Here is a 17,766-nt window from a genome sequence, read left to right as displayed (position 1 = left end):
GAAACGATCTGCACCGTCAGACGCAGGTAGCGACTTGCTGCTCTCATCATCACTGGAAGTATACTTCGGTTAACGACTACGATATATATCTAAGGCATTAACCGATGGATAGGTTCGTTCGATGACTGTAATGCCCAGCTTCGATATCGAGATCAGCAAGCGCCGCGCGGATCATCCGCTCTCCAGGCGCCTCGACCTCTCAAGGCGTGATACCCGGTTTTTGGGTGAGCCCGACGTGCCAGTCTCGGTATCCAAGCTTAGCAGATCCGGCATCTTGTTCCGATCTGATGTTTCACTGCTCATTGGCGAATCATTTCACATAATTTTCCCGGACGGGCACACACGCCTTGGTATAGTGCGATGGGAAAATGCGGACATCTTTGCCTGTGATTTCGATAAGTCAGTGACATACAGGGAGCTTCGGAAGGTCAAGATTCAAAAGCCGGAAGTGACACAATCGGATGACACTTGGTCAGCCGAGTCGATAGGCCCTCGCATTCGGCAGTGGCGAATGAAAAGAGGCCTGACGATGGTGGAACTGGCAGAGCGCCTCAAGGTTAGTCGGCCTACACTCTGGAAGTGGGAAAAAGGAACCGTCGCCCCTCGTCAGGAGGCGATGAAGGTTATTGCACGGGCCTTGGGCATTTCCGAGATCGATTTAATTCAAGAGAATTGCGACGAAACATCCATGCCATTTAGTCAGCCCGCCTGCAAACTCGTGAGTTCAAATAGCGAAATTGAAATCATAAAGCATGAAATCGGACAAAAATTAGGCGTTAGGTCTGAGAAAATAAGAATTCTAATTGAGATTTAGGCCTGCTTTAAGGATCCTTCTTGGAAACGAAAATTCAGTCGGACAAACGCAGACTTTACCCTCATTTGAACCGGACATCAGGCATTCGCGCGATGCACTTCAGCCTTCGAGTCCGGCATTGACCGTTCAGACATAGCCAAGTTCGAGAGAGGGGAGCGTCAGGTTACCCTGCTCAAACTTGAGCGTTTAGCAGGCGCGATAGCCGGCCAGCCTCTTCGCCTTCTGCCCGAACGGGGCGGATGGGAAAGTGGATTGCAATGATCGGCAAGTCATCGGCGTGCAGTTCGGATCCGGTTTCGAAGGCGTGAAGAGAGACTCGTTCACACTTCACCAATCGCCAGTGGCGCTCACAGTCAGCGGCTCTTGCCCCGCAATCCTGGCGAGTTGCTTGCCGATCCCACCTTGCGCGGCAATCCATCGCGACGCCGTGCGGGTAAAAGGTGGCATGTCTCACATTGCCGCCACCAATGTTTGAGCGCGCACCAAGGAGACCAAGCAGGGCTCGCCAAGGGGAACCGACCGACCCCTCCCGTACGGGGCCTGATCGAGAAGATCTTCGGAATGGAAGCGCTGCAGCGGCGCTGCGGCCGCCCAGATCTCCTCACCCACATTGCCTGCGATCCCGGAAGTACGATGAACGGGCTCGCCCGAGCGCAGTCAAATGTGCCGCTACCATGCCCGCCGGCGCGGCGCGGCACTTGCAAGCGAATCTGCTGCGCCAAGAAAGTCTAATTAAGCATGTGTCGTGAAGCTTGCGCCTCGAATCGAAGTAATCCGATCGGCCAAGATAGTGGCAAACGTAAATGGCGATTCGAATCCATCAGTAATCTGCGAGGTCGATTCGCGGCATTTCGACACCAGTCCCTCGTAAATCCGCATTATCGACCGCAGTGACATAATCTTTCGCGATGGAGTTCGCGCCGAGACCATTTTTCATCTCGCTGTCAGCTAACAAACGTTAACTGCTCAGACAGGCTATGTCTCGTTTCGAGACGAAGAGCTTTGCCTGGTGATCTGCAGAATCCCATTCAGAAAATCTAACTAGCTGAATCTACGTAGTTTTCATGCCTATCGAGGGCCTGCCGCCATTCGCAGACCACGGGAATTCGTCAGAACCTCGATTTTGGGTAGTGCGAATCGAAATATCTTTAGTTAGATGGAGTTAGCTAACGCCGGATAGCGGTTTTCATAAGCGTGGGGACGCTTGGGAAGTCGCAGTCCGGAAGTCGAGCCACTTCGGCTCAGGAGAGGGGCGATCAATGCGTTTCATGCTTATCGCGCTGGCAACCAGCGCGCTAGCTGCGCCTGCCGGCGCGGCAGAGGTTGAGAATGCCCGGTCTCTGGACATTGCGGTCAGAGGCGTGATCCGTGATCACTGCGCGATCGGCAACATCGCGGACATGGATTTCGGGGATCTGAACCGCCGCGGTCTGGGCATTCGGACAAGGGTCGACCTTGACTGCAACGTTCCATTCACGATGACGATCAAGGGCGCTCATGGGGCACTGACCCATGCCAGCATGCCGCATGGTCAAGGGCCCTATGGCGGGGCATTGCCTTACAGCCTCGCCGTCGAGATGCCCGTGCGTTATCCCGCGGCCCGCACCGTTTCCAGATCGTTCAACAGCAAGCAGCTCCAGGCAGGCGGCGTCATTTCCAGCGATGGCGGCATCGCCACCGATGGCATGGTCCTCGATGTCGAGCTCGGTACGCCTTCGGGCGAGGCAGGTCTTCTGGCCGGCTCCTATTCCGAGACCATCACGATCACGGTTTCGCCCATTTAGCCATTTCTGCCCGGGGCCGGTCCCCGGATTAGACCCGACGGAGCAGGCACCGATGCTCTGCCGGTTTCCCTGAAGCCCGGTGCAAAAGTCATGCCGCATCCCTGCCAATCGACAGGAGCGGAAGAGAAGAGGAAGTTCAGTTATGAAGAAGATTCTTTGCGGCGCAGTCGCCGCCGTCGCTCTCGTCGGCACCGTTTCGCCGGCCCTCGCCCAGACCGCCCAGCGCCACTACGCGAGCACGGCGTTCGGTGGCACCACGCTTACCAACCCCTCGGGCTTCGGTGGCGCCATTGCTCAGGCTATTGCTGAAACCGGCATCGCCTTCGGAATCGGCACCCGCTACACCGCCTACGCCGATGCCCCCAGCGACAGCGAAACCGCCACTCCGCAGGTCGATGTCGTGTTCCACCTTTCGGGCTCGGTCAACAAGGACTGCTCGTTCTACTCGGGTAACAACTCGAACGCGCGCAACATCGACTTCGGCGTGATCGGCGTGCGCACCGGCAACAACGAGAACGTCAACTCGGCGTTCGAGATGGTCGGCCCGGCCACTGCCAACATCGAATCCCTGACTGCCGGCTGCAACTTCAACAACGAAGTCGAAATTGCCAAGAACGACGTCAAGGGTCTCGTGAACTCCGCCGCCGGCGGTTACGACACCAACGAATTCCAGGCCAACATTCCCTACACCGTGAATGCTTCCTGGACTGGCGTTGCCGTGAACTCGGTCGCCGGCGGTTCGGCCCAGTCGCTGAACGTTGGCTCCAACGACCTGTCGAAGACCAAGCAGCAGGGCGCATGGCGCTCGGCCATGAACATCGCGATCACCGCTCCGGTCGTGAACAAGGGCCTGGTCGCCGGCACCTACAGCGGCACCACCACGCTGACGCTGCGCGCTCTCTGATCAAGCAGCAAAATGTGAGGAGAGGGGAAAGAGCAATCTTTCCCCTTTCTTTATAAATTCGCGGGATACTTGGTAAATCGAAGGGCAGGGAGAATCATGTCAGTACTGATTGCATTATCTCGCCGCTTTGGCGGCCTGTTCATGGCATTGGCTGCTCTTGCGTTTACCATCTCGCCAGCGCAGGCGATGCGCGTATCGCCCATGGTTCTTGAAATGGAATCGCGCGGCAGCGATGCGGTAGCCCGCGTCGAAGTCCAGAACATCAATGCGGGCAATCTCGCGTTCCAGACCCGCGTTTACGAGATGAACATCGAGAAGAACGGTGACATCGTCGAAACTCCGGCCGACGATCAGTTTCTGATCTTCCCGCCCCAGGGTGCATTGCCCCCGGGAGGCCGCCAGGTCATTCGTCTGCAATGGGTGGGCAATCCTGAACTCCCCACGTCGAAGGCGTTCTATGTCTCGGTAGAACAATTGCCGGTCGCCCTTGCACCGGGAGCCAGCGATTCGGTGGGCGCGCAAGTCCAGGTTCTCTATAACATGCGCGCGCTGGTCGTCGTGGCGCCTCCGGGCGCCAAGCCCGACGTCAAGGCCGCCTCGGTACGGCAGGTGCTCTATCAGCCGCCGGCGGCTCCGGGATCGAACGAGCTCCCGCCCAAGCAGGATGGCGTCGAAGTGACCTTGCGCAACGAGGGCCGACGCCATGCGATGATGGCGAATTTCGGTTGGCACCTCGAAGGCACCGATCGCGACGGCAAATGGCTGCGCGTCGATATCTCGCCCGAAGAGCTCAACCGCGCAATCGGGACCGGCTATGTCGCCGCGATGGGAGAGCGGGTCTTCAACCTGCCGGTGCCTGGTTTCGGGCCCGGACCGATCAAGTTGACATTCGCCAGGTGAGACAGTTCGCCCGCGCATTGCTGTGTTCCGCGACTGCGCCTGCCCTGCTCTGCGCAGGCAAGGCGAGTGCGCAAATCTCTATCCCCTTGCCTCAGGGGCCGGCTCCATCGCAGGCGGGGGGCGAAGCAAGTCGCCCAGGCGCTCTGCCCGAACCGTTTCCGTCCCAGACGGTACCGCTTCCAGGGCCGAGCCCGGCGCCTCCGGCGGACAATCCGCCCCAGGTAGATACTTCGTCGGTGCCGCAGGTGCCCATGGGCGCGCACGGGCGGCCCGACATCAATCCGTACGAGCGCGATATCGACATGACGGTCCCCCTGACCTTCATGGGCCGCAGCCTCGGCGATATCCCGATGCGGCTGACCGCCGACGACCGCTTCCTGCTCGATGCGACGGCCTTTCTCCGGCTGATGGAGCCGATCCTCAATGCCGATGCGCACGCCCAGCTCGCCGGCCACCTCAAGGGACTGAGCGATTTCGGGCCGGAGAATCTCGAGCAGACCGGCGTCGGGCTGACATATGACCCGAGCACCCTTGCCGTCGTCGTCGTCGAGGTGTCGCCCGACCAGCGCGCGGTGCAGGATCTGTTCGCGCCGCCGCGCGAGGACCTCGATGACATTACATTGCAGCCTTCCGGCTTCTCGGCCTATCTCAATCTGAGCGCGGTAGAGACGTACGTCTGGAACTCGGAGTCGACAGATCCCCCGACGCTCGATTTCGACGGTGCCGTGCGCTTCGGCAAAGTGGTGTTCGAAGGCGCCGCCCAGCTGGGCCAGAGCTTTGGCCTGACCGACAGCAGCTACAAGTTCACCCGCAACTACGCGCGTCTCGTCTACGATCAGCCGGGGTCCTACCGGCGTTTCTTCGTCGGCGATCTGGATCCGGAAATCCGCGGCCAGCAGGCCTATGTGCAAATGGGCGGCATTGGCGTGCTGCGCCAGCAGCGCCGGTTCAACACGTTCCGCTCGGCGGTCTTGCAGGCTAACCGGCAGCTGGTCCTGCAACGCGAATCCACCGTCAGATTTCTGCGCAACGGCGCCCTTTACCGGGAAATTCGCCTTCAGCCCGGCCGATACGATTTCGGTTCCCTGCCGCTGCTTGCAGGCAGCAACGATATCGCGATCCAGGTAACGGACAACTCCGGCGCAACACAGAACCTGGCTTATCAGCAGTACCTGGATCCGATCGATCTCGATCCGGGTGACTATGAGTATGGCGCCTTTCTCGGTAGCACGAGCCGCACTTTCGGCAGTCAACCCGAGTATGGCGGCCCGGTCGCCTTTACCGGTTTCTTCCGCAAGGCCTTCCTGAACCGCCCTGCCATCGGCGTCGGGCTTCAGGTGAGCAAGGATGTCCAGACGGTCACCGGACAAACCCAGTTCGTGCTGGGCAATGCCGGCCGGGTGCTTCTCGACGGGGGCGTCAGCAATGGCAAAATTGCCGGGCAGGGTTTTGCGCTGGGGCTCAGCTACGAGCACTACTTCGACAGGGAAGGCCTGTCAGACAGCTTCACATTGAGGACGGACTATCTGTCCCCGAAGTTCGCCACGCTCGGGAACATCGAGGGCATCAATTCCACCTCGCTGTCGGTCTCGGCCCAGTTCACGCACCAGTTCGACCTGCGTTTCATGACGACCTCGACGGCATCCTATCTCAAGGGCCGCAGCGGCCTCGGTGACAGCTATCGGATCGGTACGACTGCCTATTATCGCCTCGACAGACGATGGACTGTGCGAGCCGGGGTCGATTACGCCAGATATCCCTCGAACCTGTCCCGCGGAACGGGTTTCAGCGTCATGATCGGCCTCGTGTTCCAGCCCGATTATCGGCGCAGGGCGGAAGCGCGATACGAAAGCCGCAATAACCTGGCTGAAGTGTCCTACAACCAGAGCGGGCTCAATCAGCTCAACAGCGTGGGCTTTGGCGGGATCATGACGCGTCAGGACGACAACGTCGTGGGCCAGGGCTACGCGACTTATGCGGCCAACACATTCGAGGCGTCCGTCAGTCACGCCGCCTACGGTGCCGACTTCTCGGATCTGGGGGCGGTCAATGCGACTTCGGTGCGCGTCGGCACGACCTTGGCGTTCGCGGGCGGAATGTTCGGCGTGGGACGGCGCATCAACGACAGCTTCATGCTGCTCAAACCCCACAAGAACCTGGGCAAGCGCAGCGTCGTTGCAGGGCAATCGCTGGCTCAGAACGACTATATCGGCAAGAGCGGCGCACTCGGCGCTGCCGTCAACAACGCGCTGGCGTCCTATTCTGCCCAGACGGTGCAGTACGATGTCGAGGACCCGCCAGCTGGGTACGACACCGGGCCGGGCGTGGTTCGCGTTCGCCCCCCCTACAAGAGCGGTTACGCCCTGCGCGTGGGCACTGACGCCTTCGCCAGCGCCATTGGCACTCTTGTCAGCAAGCCCGGAAAGCCGGTCTCCCTGATTGGCGGCCGGGTCACGCTTCTCGATGTCAAGGACAATGAAAATCCCGAACCGCAGCCGTTCTTCACGAATTCGGTAGGCCGTTTCGCGATTTCCAACTTGTTGCCGGGACGCCGTTATCTGGTAGAAACCTATGGCGCCGCCGGTACCATCGATCGCAGTTTCGAATTTACTGTACCCGCCGACACCGATGGCCTGCTGGATCTCGGTACACTGCAGTCCGGCTTGAAGAATTAGGAGGCCTCGATGTATCGTTCTTTAGGGCTGGTTGGGGCAGCGTTGCTGGCCTCGCTCTCGTCGGCACAAGCATCCGCCGCTCGTCCCGGAATGGCCGAGATGGACTGCACCGTTCGCATGACGGCGACGCCCACGGCCTGGACCATACAGGGCTTCGACCCTTTCGGGGACGTCGCGCCCGAGGCCACCTTCAGCATTACCTACGTCAATGACGGTGATAAGGATTGCCGGTTCTCTCCGGCTTTCGAACTCGATCAACCGCCCTTCGGCCTATCCTCCGGGTCGGGCCAGCGGATCGGCTATGTGCTGCTCGATCTCACCGATTCGCAGGACGTTACCCCGCGCGCCGGCCGGTCTGTGCGAACGACCCTGCAGCGTGAAATCGTGCTGAAGGCGAACCAGTCCCGGACGATACTGTACAAGCTGGCCGTCGACGCGGACAAGGTTCGCGATGCAGGCACTTTCTCGCAGAACGTGATCGTCGAAGCGCGGGATGCGGCTTTCCGCACATATGGCGGCACCCGGCTGACCCTCGGCATAGATGTCCTGCCGTCGGCCAGGATCGGTCTTGCTGGTGCGTTCACGATGAATGACGGTCAGGCGGTGGTCGAGCTGGGAGAGCTGCGACAGGGGGTTGCTCCGGTGCCGCTGCAGCTTCGCGTAAGCAGCACGGGTCGATACGATCTTGCGGTTTCGTCCGCGAACTCGGGCAAGCTGAGGATGGATTCCACCCAGTGGAGCGTGCCTTATTCGCTCGCCATTGGGGGCCAATCGGTAAACCTCGCAGGCACTGCGCCGGTCACCGGCCCGGCCGGCCATGGATATCGCCGCGAGTCACTGCCGATCCAGTTCATCATCGGAGACGTCTCGAACCGGCGCGCAGGCGTTTACAGCGACATCATCTCCATTTCGGTATCGGCGCGGTGAACCAGACGCCTGCACCCGCTTTCTTGCGGCGGATAATCGCCCTTTAACTGAATGTTAGCGCGGCACGACCTAGAATCAGTCCAAGATTTGGCCTCATGGCGAAAGGTGCTTGGATGGTTCGGAAAGTCTCGCTCGCTATGGGATGCCTCGCGCTCGCAGTCCTGCCATCGGCTGCGCAGGCGGCAGCCATGGGCTATAACCTGCAGCTTACCGTTCCCGTGTTCTGTTCTGTCCGCCATCAGCCAACCGGCGGCGGCATCATGGACCATGGCGCAGTTTCGCTGGGCACGTTCCGTGAATACTGCAATGCACCGGGCGGCTATGAGCTCGTGGTCACCTACGCGCCAGGCTCTTTGCGCGGCGCGACCCTGATCGCCGGCAATGACGTCGTGGTGTTGAATGGATCAGGTCAGGCCGTTCTCAGCCACACCACCGGCCCCCGCATTCGAGAACGCATCATTGCCGCCATTCCCGGAGAAAACGGGTTCGATACCGACAGGCTGGACCTTCAGATTCTGCCTATCTGATGGCCGCCGCTCCAAGGCGGCGCGGACAGGCAAAATGCCCGCAATGGGTCGATAGGCGAATGTCGGGTTCAGAGCGCAGAAACTGGGATAACTGTCGCTCACACGCCGGCAGCAGCCGACCAACTCACGCTGTTCCAATGCGGCTGCGGGAATGTCGGCCCACGCCGGAACGGGTCATTCGAAAGGTTGACAGTTGCCGGGCAGCAACGCGCCCATCTTCGCCGTTCGGCTCCCGTTTTCCAGCGCTAGGAAGCGGACCTTCAGCTATGAAATGTCTGGGACGAAACTGCTGTTCGCGAACACCATCATGAACGGTGAGTTCTGGCATCAGCGGACATTCCGGCGACCGCCCCAGAACAGCGTGAGTTGGTCGTGACCTGGCGATTGACGCCTCAGCTGTTGAGAATTCTGGCGACTGTTTCCGCATCGGAGCCGGGCAGAGTTTGCGGCGGCGGCGAATAGGGAGGCATTTCGCTAGCATTGTCGCGATCGGTCGGCGGGACACCGCTAGTGTTGACGTACCAGTCGAGCAGGCGACGCTCTAGCGAATCCTTAGCTGAGGCATGCGTATGAGCGTCGATGAGGTTGTTCGTCTCTGCAGGGTCTGCAGCGCGGTCGTACAGTTCGTCCTGGCCTTGCGGTCGGCGAACATAGGTATAGCGCCGCGTCTTGATCGCCGCGCATCGCGATATCGTCTCGGGATGCTGCAGCGGCAGCTCAATCCTTGCCTTGTAAAATGGTCCCGGCCAATTCGTCTCAAAAGCCTGCGGTTCATAGACGTTCATACCGCCCTCGCTGAATGCGGCACGATCGGGATCGCCCGGAAGGCCGTGCATTTGCGGCAGCAGCGAACGTGCAAAATGCGTATGACGAGTCCGAGTGCCAGCAAGACCAAGGAAAGTCGGCATGATGTCGAAGAGTTCGACCATGTCGCTCGCGGCCTGCCCGCCTGCGAGCCCAGGCACGCGTCCGATTAGTGGCACATGGGTGAGGCAACTCGTCAGATCGCTCGGCCACTTTTCGATCAGACCATAATCACCGGCATAATCTCCATGATCAGAGGCAACGAACAACGCCGTATCACGGCTACGGCCTGTGCGCTCCATTGCCTCCATCAACTCGCCCAATAGCCAGTCCGTGTAACTCACTTGGCCGTAATAGGCGGCTCGAACCTCTCGCAAAGCGGCGTCATCGATGCGATCTAACCCGTGGGAGCCTCGGATCGCTGCGTGGAAGTCCGGCTTCTTCGCCAGGCCCGCCGGGATCAGTGGTGGCAGGTCTGCAGGCTTATACATCGTGGCAAAGTCGGCCGGAGCGCGGTAAGGCGGGTGCGGTTCCCAGGAAGCAATGAAGATACAAAACGGGCGATCGGTTTCCCGACGTTCGAGCCACTGAACAGCTTGCTGGATGCAGGCATAGTCCGTCGTGTCGGTCCGCTTGGCCTCGCCGGGGCGCATCACCATCGTTGCCGTATCGACGGAAGGTAGAGGCCCGCCGCCGAAGCGCAGGATTGGCTGGCTCTGCCATTCGGTGACACTGTCACGGAAGCATTCCTGGGTCAGCGCGTCATTCTTACCGACCCAGAATACGTCGTAACCCGCCTCGCGCAAATAGCGGAACATGTTGGGTTCGTCTGGGCGAAGCCGCGCAAACTGGCTGCGATGGCCTCGCACGCTTGGAGGCCAGCCAGTCAGCATGCTGCAGCGGGATGGACTGCAGATCGGATATTGCACGTGGCAATTGGCGAAACGCGTGCCCTGCCGCGCCAGCGCATCGAAATTGGGGGTGAGAGTTACGGGGTTGCCATAACAGCTCAGCACGTCCGCACGCAGTTCGTCAGGCATGAACAAGACTAGGTTCGGTCGCCGCGCAGGGGCAGCAAAGGCCGTGCGCGGCGCGGCGAGTGCCGTTCCGAGAAGGCCAAGAACAGTGCGGCGATCGACGGTCATCTCTGCGGATTTCTTTCGGTTAGGCGGTCACATCACCGATGCGTGAAATTTCCGGCGCAGCCTATGGCCCGGCATGTTATGGGAGACATGACCAATAGGTTATGGGTTAGGATCATGGCAGGTACCTTTCGTCAGCTCGAAATCTTCGCGTTGGTATGCCATCATGGCAGTTTCTCGGGGGCAGCCGAAGCGGAGGGCATTTCGCAAGCGGCGGTAAGCCGCCACATCAACGCCCTCGAACGAGCTGTGGGAAAACAGCTTTTTCGACGGCAGACCGGCAAGACCAATCAACTCTCCGCAGATGGCGAAGCGGTGCTGGCAGATGCCCTTCAAGCCTTGGAGAGCGGACGTCGGATCGGCCACATCGCACCGGCACGCCGTCGCGTTCGGGTGGGGTCAGACCAGATGATCCTCAACCTTCACCTGCTACCCGCCCGCCAGCGGCTGACGGAAATGTGTGGGGAGTTGGAAATCGATTTGATCGCTATTGAGGCTGGTATGGATCCTCTCGAAGACATGAGGCGCTCAGAACTCGATCTGCTCCATTTCACTGAAGGCGCCGACGAGCCTGTACCTGCCATCGCCCGTCGGCTCTCGACCCATGAAAACGGGCTTTTTATTGCGCCGCCGTTGCTGGCCCGCTTGTCCGATCGTGCGCCTCTACCCGTCCTCCTGCCTCCGGCAGGATCTCGGACAACTGAAGGCATCGTGCGCCTGCTGCAGCGCCGGCTAAAACGAGATTTCCGAGTAGTTGCTCACGTCGAGCCCAGTTCCGTCATGGAGATGGTAGCCGCAGGCATAGGAGCCGGCATAATCAATGGTCGTCGAGCGTCAGCGCTGGTTGATGCAGGTTTGTTATGCATGGTTCCAGACTTTAGCGGCCTGATTGAGGTCAGTCGGTGGCAACTTGCCTCTCCGAATGCAGACCGGCATCTGTTGCAATTAGCAAAGGTACTGGGCGATCTCATTGCGGCTGAGCCGACCGCCTGTTCGCAGTAAACTATAAGGGTCCCCCGTTCGTCCAATTCACGCAAGTCCGGACGTTCGTCCCAATTCCTGCGAGCGTCGTAATCTGGTCAGAAGCCCACGCCGTGTGAACGGCCGCTTTATCCGAAACCCGACGCTCCTGGGCACGTTCGCGAACGACGGCTTCGTCCCAAAAAAAGGCCCACCAAAGTTGGCTCCCCGCCAGCGGTGCGGGGAGCCAACGGTTCAAATTTCGGTATTCTCGGCGAGGGCAAGCGCGTCTTCCACGTCGATCCCAAGATACCGCACCGTATTTTCGATCTTGCTATGACCGAGCAGGATCTGGACGGCGCGCAAGTTGCCGGTTGCCCGGTAGATGATCGACGCCTTCGTCCGGCGCAGCGAGTGGGTGCCATATTCGCTTCGCATCAGGCCCACACCGGTCACCCATTCATCGACAAGCCGGGCATATTGGCGGGTGCTGAGATGGCCGTTGCGATCGACCCGACTTGGAAAGACATAATCGTCCACCGTGCCGCCACGGCGTTCAAGCCAAACCAGCAGACTGGCGCGGGCATCAGGAAGCAACTCAAACTGCACAGGGCGGCCGGTTTTCTGCTGCATTACGATGGCGCGTGTTCGGATCTGCCCGCCGCTGACAATGTCGCCGATTTTCATTTGCACGAGATCACAACCACGCAATTTGCTGTCGATCGCCAGGTCGAACAGAGCCCGGTCTCGAAGGCGACGACGCTGATTGAGATAAAAGCGGATCTCCCAAATTTGCTTCGGCTTCAGCGCCCGCTTCGCGCCGACAGCGCGACCTGCGTTCCAGACCTGACGCTTGGCGGATGTAGGTTGGGTTTCAGGCATTTCCATGTTCATTCTCCGATAGCCAGAATTGGCCAACGGAAGAACGTCTGGCAGCCGCAGGGGGAGGTGCTGCGAGGCGTCGGCTGCATAATTGTCCCTATTCGTGGGGGTAGGTCATGGCTGAGCAGCAATTGACAAGCTTTGCCAATCTTTGCTATTTCAGGGCATGGAGGTTGCCATGGCTACGATGAACATCTCACTGCCCGATCCGATGAAGCAATGGGTGGAAGCGCAAGCTGATACTGGTCGGTATAGCAATGCCAGCGACTATGTGCGCGATCTTATCCGCCGTGACCAGGAACGCGCCGACAAGATTGCCGCCATGCAGCGCCTTGTCGACGACGCCCGAGCTGGCGGTCTGAGCGATGAGACGATGGCGGATATCCGGGCGCGAGCGATCAGCCAGGCAGGCCTGCAAGCCTGACTGTGCCACGTTTTCACTTAACACGCGCCGCAGCCGACGATCTGACAGCCATTTTTCTGGAAGGCATCGAGCAGTTTGGCTTGCCGCAGGCTGACGCTTATCACGAAGGGCTGAGTGCGATTTTCGCGTTTCTCGCAGACTATCCCCATGCTGCGCGCTTGCGAGAGGAAATCTCGCCGCCAGTTCGCGTGCATCCCTACAAGGCCCACCTGGTGATTTATGATGTAGGAAATGAGGGCGAGGTCATCATTCTACGCGTCCGGCATGGTCGGGAAGATTGGACATCATCGAATTACGACGGTTAGCCGTAAAAAGGTCCGTGCTGGCGGCCAATCCGCAGAGATTCTCACCACACTTAGCGTTTCTCCTGCCGACCAACTCAAGCCATTCCGGTATGGGCGCCGGAATGACGGCTTGCACTGAAACCGGTCCCTTGCAAGTTTGACAGCTGCCGGTCGGTGACGCGCCCTAGTAAGTCGTCCCAGCGCAGTTGCAGCGATCCTAATAGCGGACCCTCGGCCATTAGTCCGCCCAAACCGAAATGACCGAAGTTGGGATTCAACTGCCTAACTGCTATTGGCGATAGTGGACAAACAACAGCAACTGATGGCGATGCGCTGAGTGAAGATCTGGGCTAGAGAATCCGGGCGCCCGGTGCGCGACTCTATGCTGGGGAAGTCATGGAAGAACGTGAAGTTCGCCAATTGCAGGCCGCTGGCCTTGTCGTAGTCCGGGTTGATCGGGAGACATGGGAAGCGCTAGAAGGTACGAGGCGACACGGTGCGCGGTTCACACTCAACTTTCGCCATTCGGTGGCGAGGCCAGCCAAAACGCGCTCGCTCGCGCTGATCGCGGTCGGCAGGTCGCACCTCCGCATTGGGATCGTTCGCTCGCGACAGGCCATCTCATCGCTGGATACCCGAGTCGCGTTCGATTTCGTCGATGATATCGAACCCGGCTCGCTTTCACGGCTCTTGCGTTACGTCGAAACCCCGACGTTGAGACATGCTGCCGCGCAATTGCGCGCTGCCTCCCAAGAGATCACCGCAGTATCCAGCCAACTCGGCCAATCGATGATCGCGGCACTAGCCGCCAATGAAGCTAACGCGCCCGTCCTGCGTCGCATCCTCGCCTGGATCGCCGGACGCGGTCGTGTCGAAAATGCGGTCGTCATGCAGCACGACGCGATCAAGCTCGCTGTCAACGCCTTTGGCGGCGATGGCGAAGCCTATGAGTTGGCTGTTCGCGGCCCAAGCGCGATCGCGTCGATCCGCGTGCTTGAGGACGCGGCGATCGAACATGACGCCCGGTGGTTGCCGGGCTGGACGATGGATGACAGCGATCTGACCGGACGGGCGCGTTTCAGGAAACATGACGGCGAGCTTGAGATCTATACGGCCAATCGCCGACCTCTTGAGGAGCTTCTCGGGGTGGATCTAATCTACCTCAACGAGCGACGTGGTGCGCTGGTAATGGTGCAATACAAGATGCTTGAGCGCGACCGCGATTTGGGTGAGGGATGGCAGGTCCGCATTAATTGGCAGTTCCAAGATGAGCTTGATCGGATGCGGCAATTCGATTGCGATCTCGAGCCGGAAGGGCCTTACCGCCTCCATCCCGGCGCTTTCTTCGTGAAAATGATGAAACGCCACTCGGCCGCAAGTGCAGCGGGCATCGTTATCAGTCTTGGCCATCTCGACCATATGATTGGCAATGGCGGTATGCGGGGGAGCCGAGGCGGCCTCCGCATCGACCATACCGAGCTCGATGGCCACTATTTGCGCAGCGAGGCATTCGTTGAGCTGGTCCGATCAGGTTACGTCGGCACGCGCGGCGCAACCACGCGCCATCTTCAGTCGATGATCGAAGCGACGCTGAACGAAGGACGTGCCGTCGTTGCTGCGATTCACCACAGTTTCCGTTGACCTTGGACCGGGCTGCCCGCCGCCGCCTCAAGCAAATATGTGCCCATCAACCTGTCCTCGATCGATCGTCTGATCAAATAGAGTGTGCGCGTTCAGCGCTGCGGTTTTTGCGCGACCTGCCCGCCGGGAATGCGCCCAAATCAGTCGTTCGGCCTGCTTGCCTCAATATCCAAAAGCTGCCGCCATCTCGATCCCCGGCTCTGCCTAGCCAACTTCACCGAGGACTCGGCGGCCCGGTGAATTGCGGCCTTGGGAATCCGCCACGCTCGATCGCGGAGCCGAAGAAGCGGTTGGCTACGCACCCCATCGACTCGCGATCATGCCTGAGCGACAGATTGCATGACGCGACGCATTTTTAGCTGTCGTTGTCTGGCGACGCGGCGTCGAACAAGGGGTGCCGTGCGTGATGTCTTCGTGCCGCCGCCGAAATTCGGGGCAGGCAGCCGCACCATTATGGCCAGAATCGTCTGCGATCATATGTCCCCGGCGAGTTGCATCGCGGCGACGGATCGCTCACTAAGCGCTCTGCGGACGATCTGACCAAGCAGGCCGTCTTTTTTTGGGGTACAAAGAAGATGTCGGCGCTGCGCCTTTTCATCCAGACAGCCGCCCGAAACGTCACATCGGTCGATGCCGATAAGGCGTTAATTCTGCTCGGAGATAATTGGAACGATTACAGCTACCGGACTCTATATACGCTTTATTACAAGGACGGCAGCACGACGCACCAAGTCGGAACGCTGAAAATCCTCAAGGAAGGCCAGCGTGAGGGTCCTCCCGCACTTGCCGTCGGGCCAGCCAAGGGCGTGCAGTTCACCAAGCACGTGGTCTCGCTCGGTACCTCGATCGACTATTATGTTCGCCTGATCGAGCTTGGATTACTCGACAAGGTGCGGAAGCTGTTCAATGATCTCTCGTCGCATCCCGAGCTGCGCGAGGCGTTCGCTGAGGAGCCGGGTTTGAAGATTTCGCTCTATCGCGATCATCGCCGCCCCGAGGACTTTTACGACGAGATTACGCGGACAGTGGAGGCCGGTGGTGCGCCGCCGGGTGAAGACGCGTTCACCCTCACCTTCACGCCATTGGGATCCAACGAACCGATTACCTTCGCGCTGGGTGAGACGGAAGCGCCTGCGGGACTACACCAGACACGTCCGTCACGGCGGGCGGGCATCATCATTGGGCCCAACGGCGTCGGCAAGACGCACTTGCTCGCGCGCATCGCGCGCGTCGCGTACGCGCCGCCTGCGGAGCGCGAGCAGCTGACGGCGGTCGAAGGGGCCATCACCGATGGCCCGGGCTTCCCCAATATTCTGGCGGTATCTTACAGCTCGTTCGATAACTTCGTTCCGCCGATGCTCGCCGGCGACGATCCCGAGGAGCGGCGCGCCGACTTCATCGCGGGGCGCGGGCGATACATTTATCTTGGAATGCGAGATCCCGCTGGACTCATTGAGGGCGGCGACATTGCCCCGCGGCTGCTGACGCAGGCCGAGCTTGCGGCGACATTCGCATCGCATGTCACTCGCATCCGCGAGCTCGACCGGTTCAAAGTTTTCGCAGAAATCATGAAACCGGTGCTCGAGGAAGTGTCGGTCCGCGCCTATGTTGGCATCCCGCCCCACGATGACCCGGAAGAGGTCGAGGATTTTTGGTCGCTGGACGAAGTCCGCGTCGAGCAACTCAATCGCTGGTTTGGTCAGGACCCCGCTGCCGCCTTCCTGAAGCTGTCGAGCGGACACAAGATCGTCTTGCATCAATTGGCGGGCATGACCGCCATGCTTCAGCGTCACGGGCTCGTCCTGATCGACGAACCCGAAACGCATTTGCACCCACCGTTGCTTGCGGCTCTTATGTCATCCATCCGCCGCTTGCTGTCGAAGCAGCGGGCATATGCGCTCGTTGCCACGCATTCACCCGTCGTCGTCCAGGAAGCGCTGGCGGGGCAGGTGGTCATCCTCGCTGGCCGGGAGCCGACGATCGCGAAGGCGCCTTCAATCGAGACCTATGGCGAGAATGTCGGCGCACTCAGCCGGGAGGTGTTCGGCTTCTATCCGACGGCCGGGGACTACCGGCACGTTCTTGACCGCATGGTCGACGCCTTTGAAACCGTCGAAGGCGTTGAGGAGGCGCTCGGATCGCGCTTGTCGTCGCAGGCGCTTGCGCATGTCATGGCAACGATCGCGCGCCGGGCAAGAAACGCCGAAGCCGAAGACTAATGTACACACTTCGCTATCCGCACGACAAAATCGGCGATCCGTTCGACGTGCTAAAGGCTGGGCTCGGGAAGGCCGTGCCCAAACCCATGGAAACTGCGCTGCGCACGCTCTACCTTGATTATTGGCTGGGGAGCGGTGCCGGTTGCCGCATCACCGCCAACAAACCGTTTCGCGTTAAATACGGTGCGGCGCTGCGCGCCGCTTACAAGAAAACGTATGAGGGCAAGCCGCTGTTTGGTTTGCGGGCGGAGTTGCTGGCGGTGGCGGGCAATCGTTGCCCGAGCTGCGGCGGCGCACGGCCCGTCCAACTCGATCACCACCTCCCACAGACGCCGTTCCCCGAGTTTGCGATCTTCCCGCTCAACCTCGTTGCGATGTGCGGCCCATGCAACCAGCGCAAGTCGGCGACAACGGGCAAAACCATCGCAAGCGCGTTCGTTCACCCGTATATAGATCAAATCCCGGCGGTTTCGTTCCTGACGGCCACCGTGACCCGCGCGGTGGGTAGTTACACGGTCAGTTTCGCATTCTCGCCTGCCGCGATCCCTGATTCCGTGCTCGCCAAGCGCATGGCGCGCCAGCTCGAGAAGGTCGATTTCAATCGGGCGCTGTTGCCAGAGGTGGGCGAACTGCTTACCGAATTGGCGTTGCGGCTCGAAACCGAGGTGGTCGCGCCGAATGGCGGCGTTATCGATCAGTCCCTGATCGAGGAGTACCTTCGCCGCAACGCAGACCGAATCGAACTGCAACATCGCATAGGGTTTTGGCAGGCGATCATGTCGCGCGCGTTGGCAGCCGAGGCGTCCTTCTGTTCGGGCGGGTATCGCGATCTGTTGCCGCGGCCACCTGCTTAGGAATTGCGCGCTGCCGTTCGTTTGG

General features: G+C 60.0%; 15 protein-coding genes. 13 read left to right on the top strand and 2 right to left on the bottom strand.

The window, feature by feature from the left end; all coding sequences use genetic code 11:
• Positions 1-121: 121 nt before the first annotated feature.
• From PP1Y_RS01075 to PP1Y_RS01045, 7 genes are all read left to right on the top strand, one after another.
• Entirely contained in the window at positions 122-814 is a 693-nt protein-coding gene (locus PP1Y_RS01075) for a helix-turn-helix domain-containing protein (RefSeq protein ID WP_041558071.1), read from the top strand.
• Positions 815-2,073: 1,259 nt separating this feature from the next.
• Positions 2,074-2,598 (top strand): hypothetical protein, encoded by a 525-nt coding sequence (locus PP1Y_RS01070; RefSeq protein ID WP_013831453.1) that lies wholly within the window; start codon positions 2,074-2,076, stop codon positions 2,596-2,598.
• A 142-nt stretch (positions 2,599-2,740) separates the two neighbouring features.
• On the top strand, positions 2,741-3,502 hold the full coding sequence (locus PP1Y_RS01065; protein ID WP_148274767.1) for a hypothetical protein: 762 nt from the start codon (positions 2,741-2,743) through the stop codon (positions 3,500-3,502).
• Positions 3,503-3,598: 96 nt separating this feature from the next.
• The gene (locus PP1Y_RS01060) at positions 3,599-4,402 is read left to right on the top strand and encodes a molecular chaperone (RefSeq protein ID WP_013831451.1); all 804 of its coding nucleotides are present in this window, start codon (positions 3,599-3,601) and stop codon (positions 4,400-4,402) included.
• A 236-nt stretch (positions 4,403-4,638) separates the two neighbouring features.
• On the top strand, positions 4,639-7,077 hold the full coding sequence (locus tag PP1Y_RS01055) for a hypothetical protein (protein WP_232512211.1): 2,439 nt from the start codon (positions 4,639-4,641) through the stop codon (positions 7,075-7,077).
• Positions 7,078-7,086: 9 nt separating this feature from the next.
• A complete protein-coding gene (locus PP1Y_RS25645) occupies positions 7,087-8,004 on the top strand; it encodes a hypothetical protein (RefSeq protein ID WP_148274766.1) in 918 nt (305 codons plus the stop codon).
• Between the two features lie 95 nt (positions 8,005-8,099).
• Positions 8,100-8,531 (top strand): hypothetical protein, encoded by a 432-nt coding sequence (locus tag PP1Y_RS01045; protein ID WP_232512210.1) that lies wholly within the window; start codon positions 8,100-8,102, stop codon positions 8,529-8,531.
• A gap of 392 nt (positions 8,532-8,923) precedes the next feature.
• Here PP1Y_RS01045 and PP1Y_RS01040 read toward each other — a convergent pair whose 3' ends face one another.
• Positions 8,924-10,480 (bottom strand): sulfatase-like hydrolase/transferase, encoded by a 1,557-nt coding sequence (locus PP1Y_RS01040; RefSeq protein WP_013831447.1) that lies wholly within the window; start codon positions 10,478-10,480, stop codon positions 8,924-8,926.
• 114 nt (positions 10,481-10,594) lie between these two features.
• On the opposite strand from PP1Y_RS01040, the gene PP1Y_RS01035 reads away from it, so the two are divergent.
• Entirely contained in the window at positions 10,595-11,479 is an 885-nt protein-coding gene (locus PP1Y_RS01035; RefSeq protein ID WP_013831446.1) for a LysR family transcriptional regulator, read from the top strand.
• Between the two features lie 213 nt (positions 11,480-11,692).
• Here the strand turns inward: PP1Y_RS01035 and PP1Y_RS01030 are convergent, their stop codons facing one another.
• A complete protein-coding gene (locus PP1Y_RS01030; RefSeq protein WP_013831444.1) occupies positions 11,693-12,325 on the bottom strand; it encodes a tyrosine-type recombinase/integrase in 633 nt (210 codons plus the stop codon).
• Between the two features lie 172 nt (positions 12,326-12,497).
• Here PP1Y_RS01030 and PP1Y_RS01025 point away from each other — a divergent pair, with 172 nt between their 5' ends.
• The 5 genes from PP1Y_RS01025 to PP1Y_RS01010 all read left to right on the top strand — a co-directional run bounded on the left by PP1Y_RS01025 (position 12,498) and on the right by PP1Y_RS01010 (position 17,741).
• Complete coding sequence (locus PP1Y_RS01025; protein ID WP_013831443.1) at positions 12,498-12,743, top strand: type II toxin-antitoxin system ParD family antitoxin; 246 nt, start codon at positions 12,498-12,500, stop codon at positions 12,741-12,743.
• 2 nt (positions 12,744-12,745) lie between these two features.
• Entirely contained in the window at positions 12,746-13,048 is a 303-nt protein-coding gene (locus PP1Y_RS25095) for a type II toxin-antitoxin system RelE/ParE family toxin (protein WP_007014466.1), read from the top strand.
• 375 nt (positions 13,049-13,423) lie between these two features.
• The gene (locus PP1Y_RS01020) at positions 13,424-14,668 is read left to right on the top strand and encodes a hypothetical protein (RefSeq protein ID WP_013831442.1); all 1,245 of its coding nucleotides are present in this window, start codon (positions 13,424-13,426) and stop codon (positions 14,666-14,668) included.
• Positions 14,669-15,243: 575 nt separating this feature from the next.
• Positions 15,244-16,887 carry an AAA family ATPase gene (locus PP1Y_RS01015; RefSeq protein ID WP_013831441.1) on the top strand — a complete coding sequence of 548 codons (1,644 nt, stop codon included), beginning with the start codon at positions 15,244-15,246 and terminating at the stop codon, positions 16,885-16,887.
• Positions 16,887-17,741: an HNH endonuclease gene (locus PP1Y_RS01010; RefSeq protein ID WP_041558059.1), complete on the top strand. Its 855-nt coding sequence runs from the start codon at positions 16,887-16,889 to the stop codon at positions 17,739-17,741. The genes PP1Y_RS01015 and PP1Y_RS01010 overlap by 1 nt, the downstream gene beginning before the upstream one ends.
• Positions 17,742-17,766 lie beyond the last annotated feature (25 nt).

This window comes from Novosphingobium sp. PP1Y, from assembly GCF_000253255.1.
Taxonomy (GTDB): domain Bacteria; phylum Pseudomonadota; class Alphaproteobacteria; order Sphingomonadales; family Sphingomonadaceae; genus Novosphingobium.
Note: the sequence above shows the minus strand (reverse complement) of the source record. Positions and strands in the feature narration are given on the sequence as shown.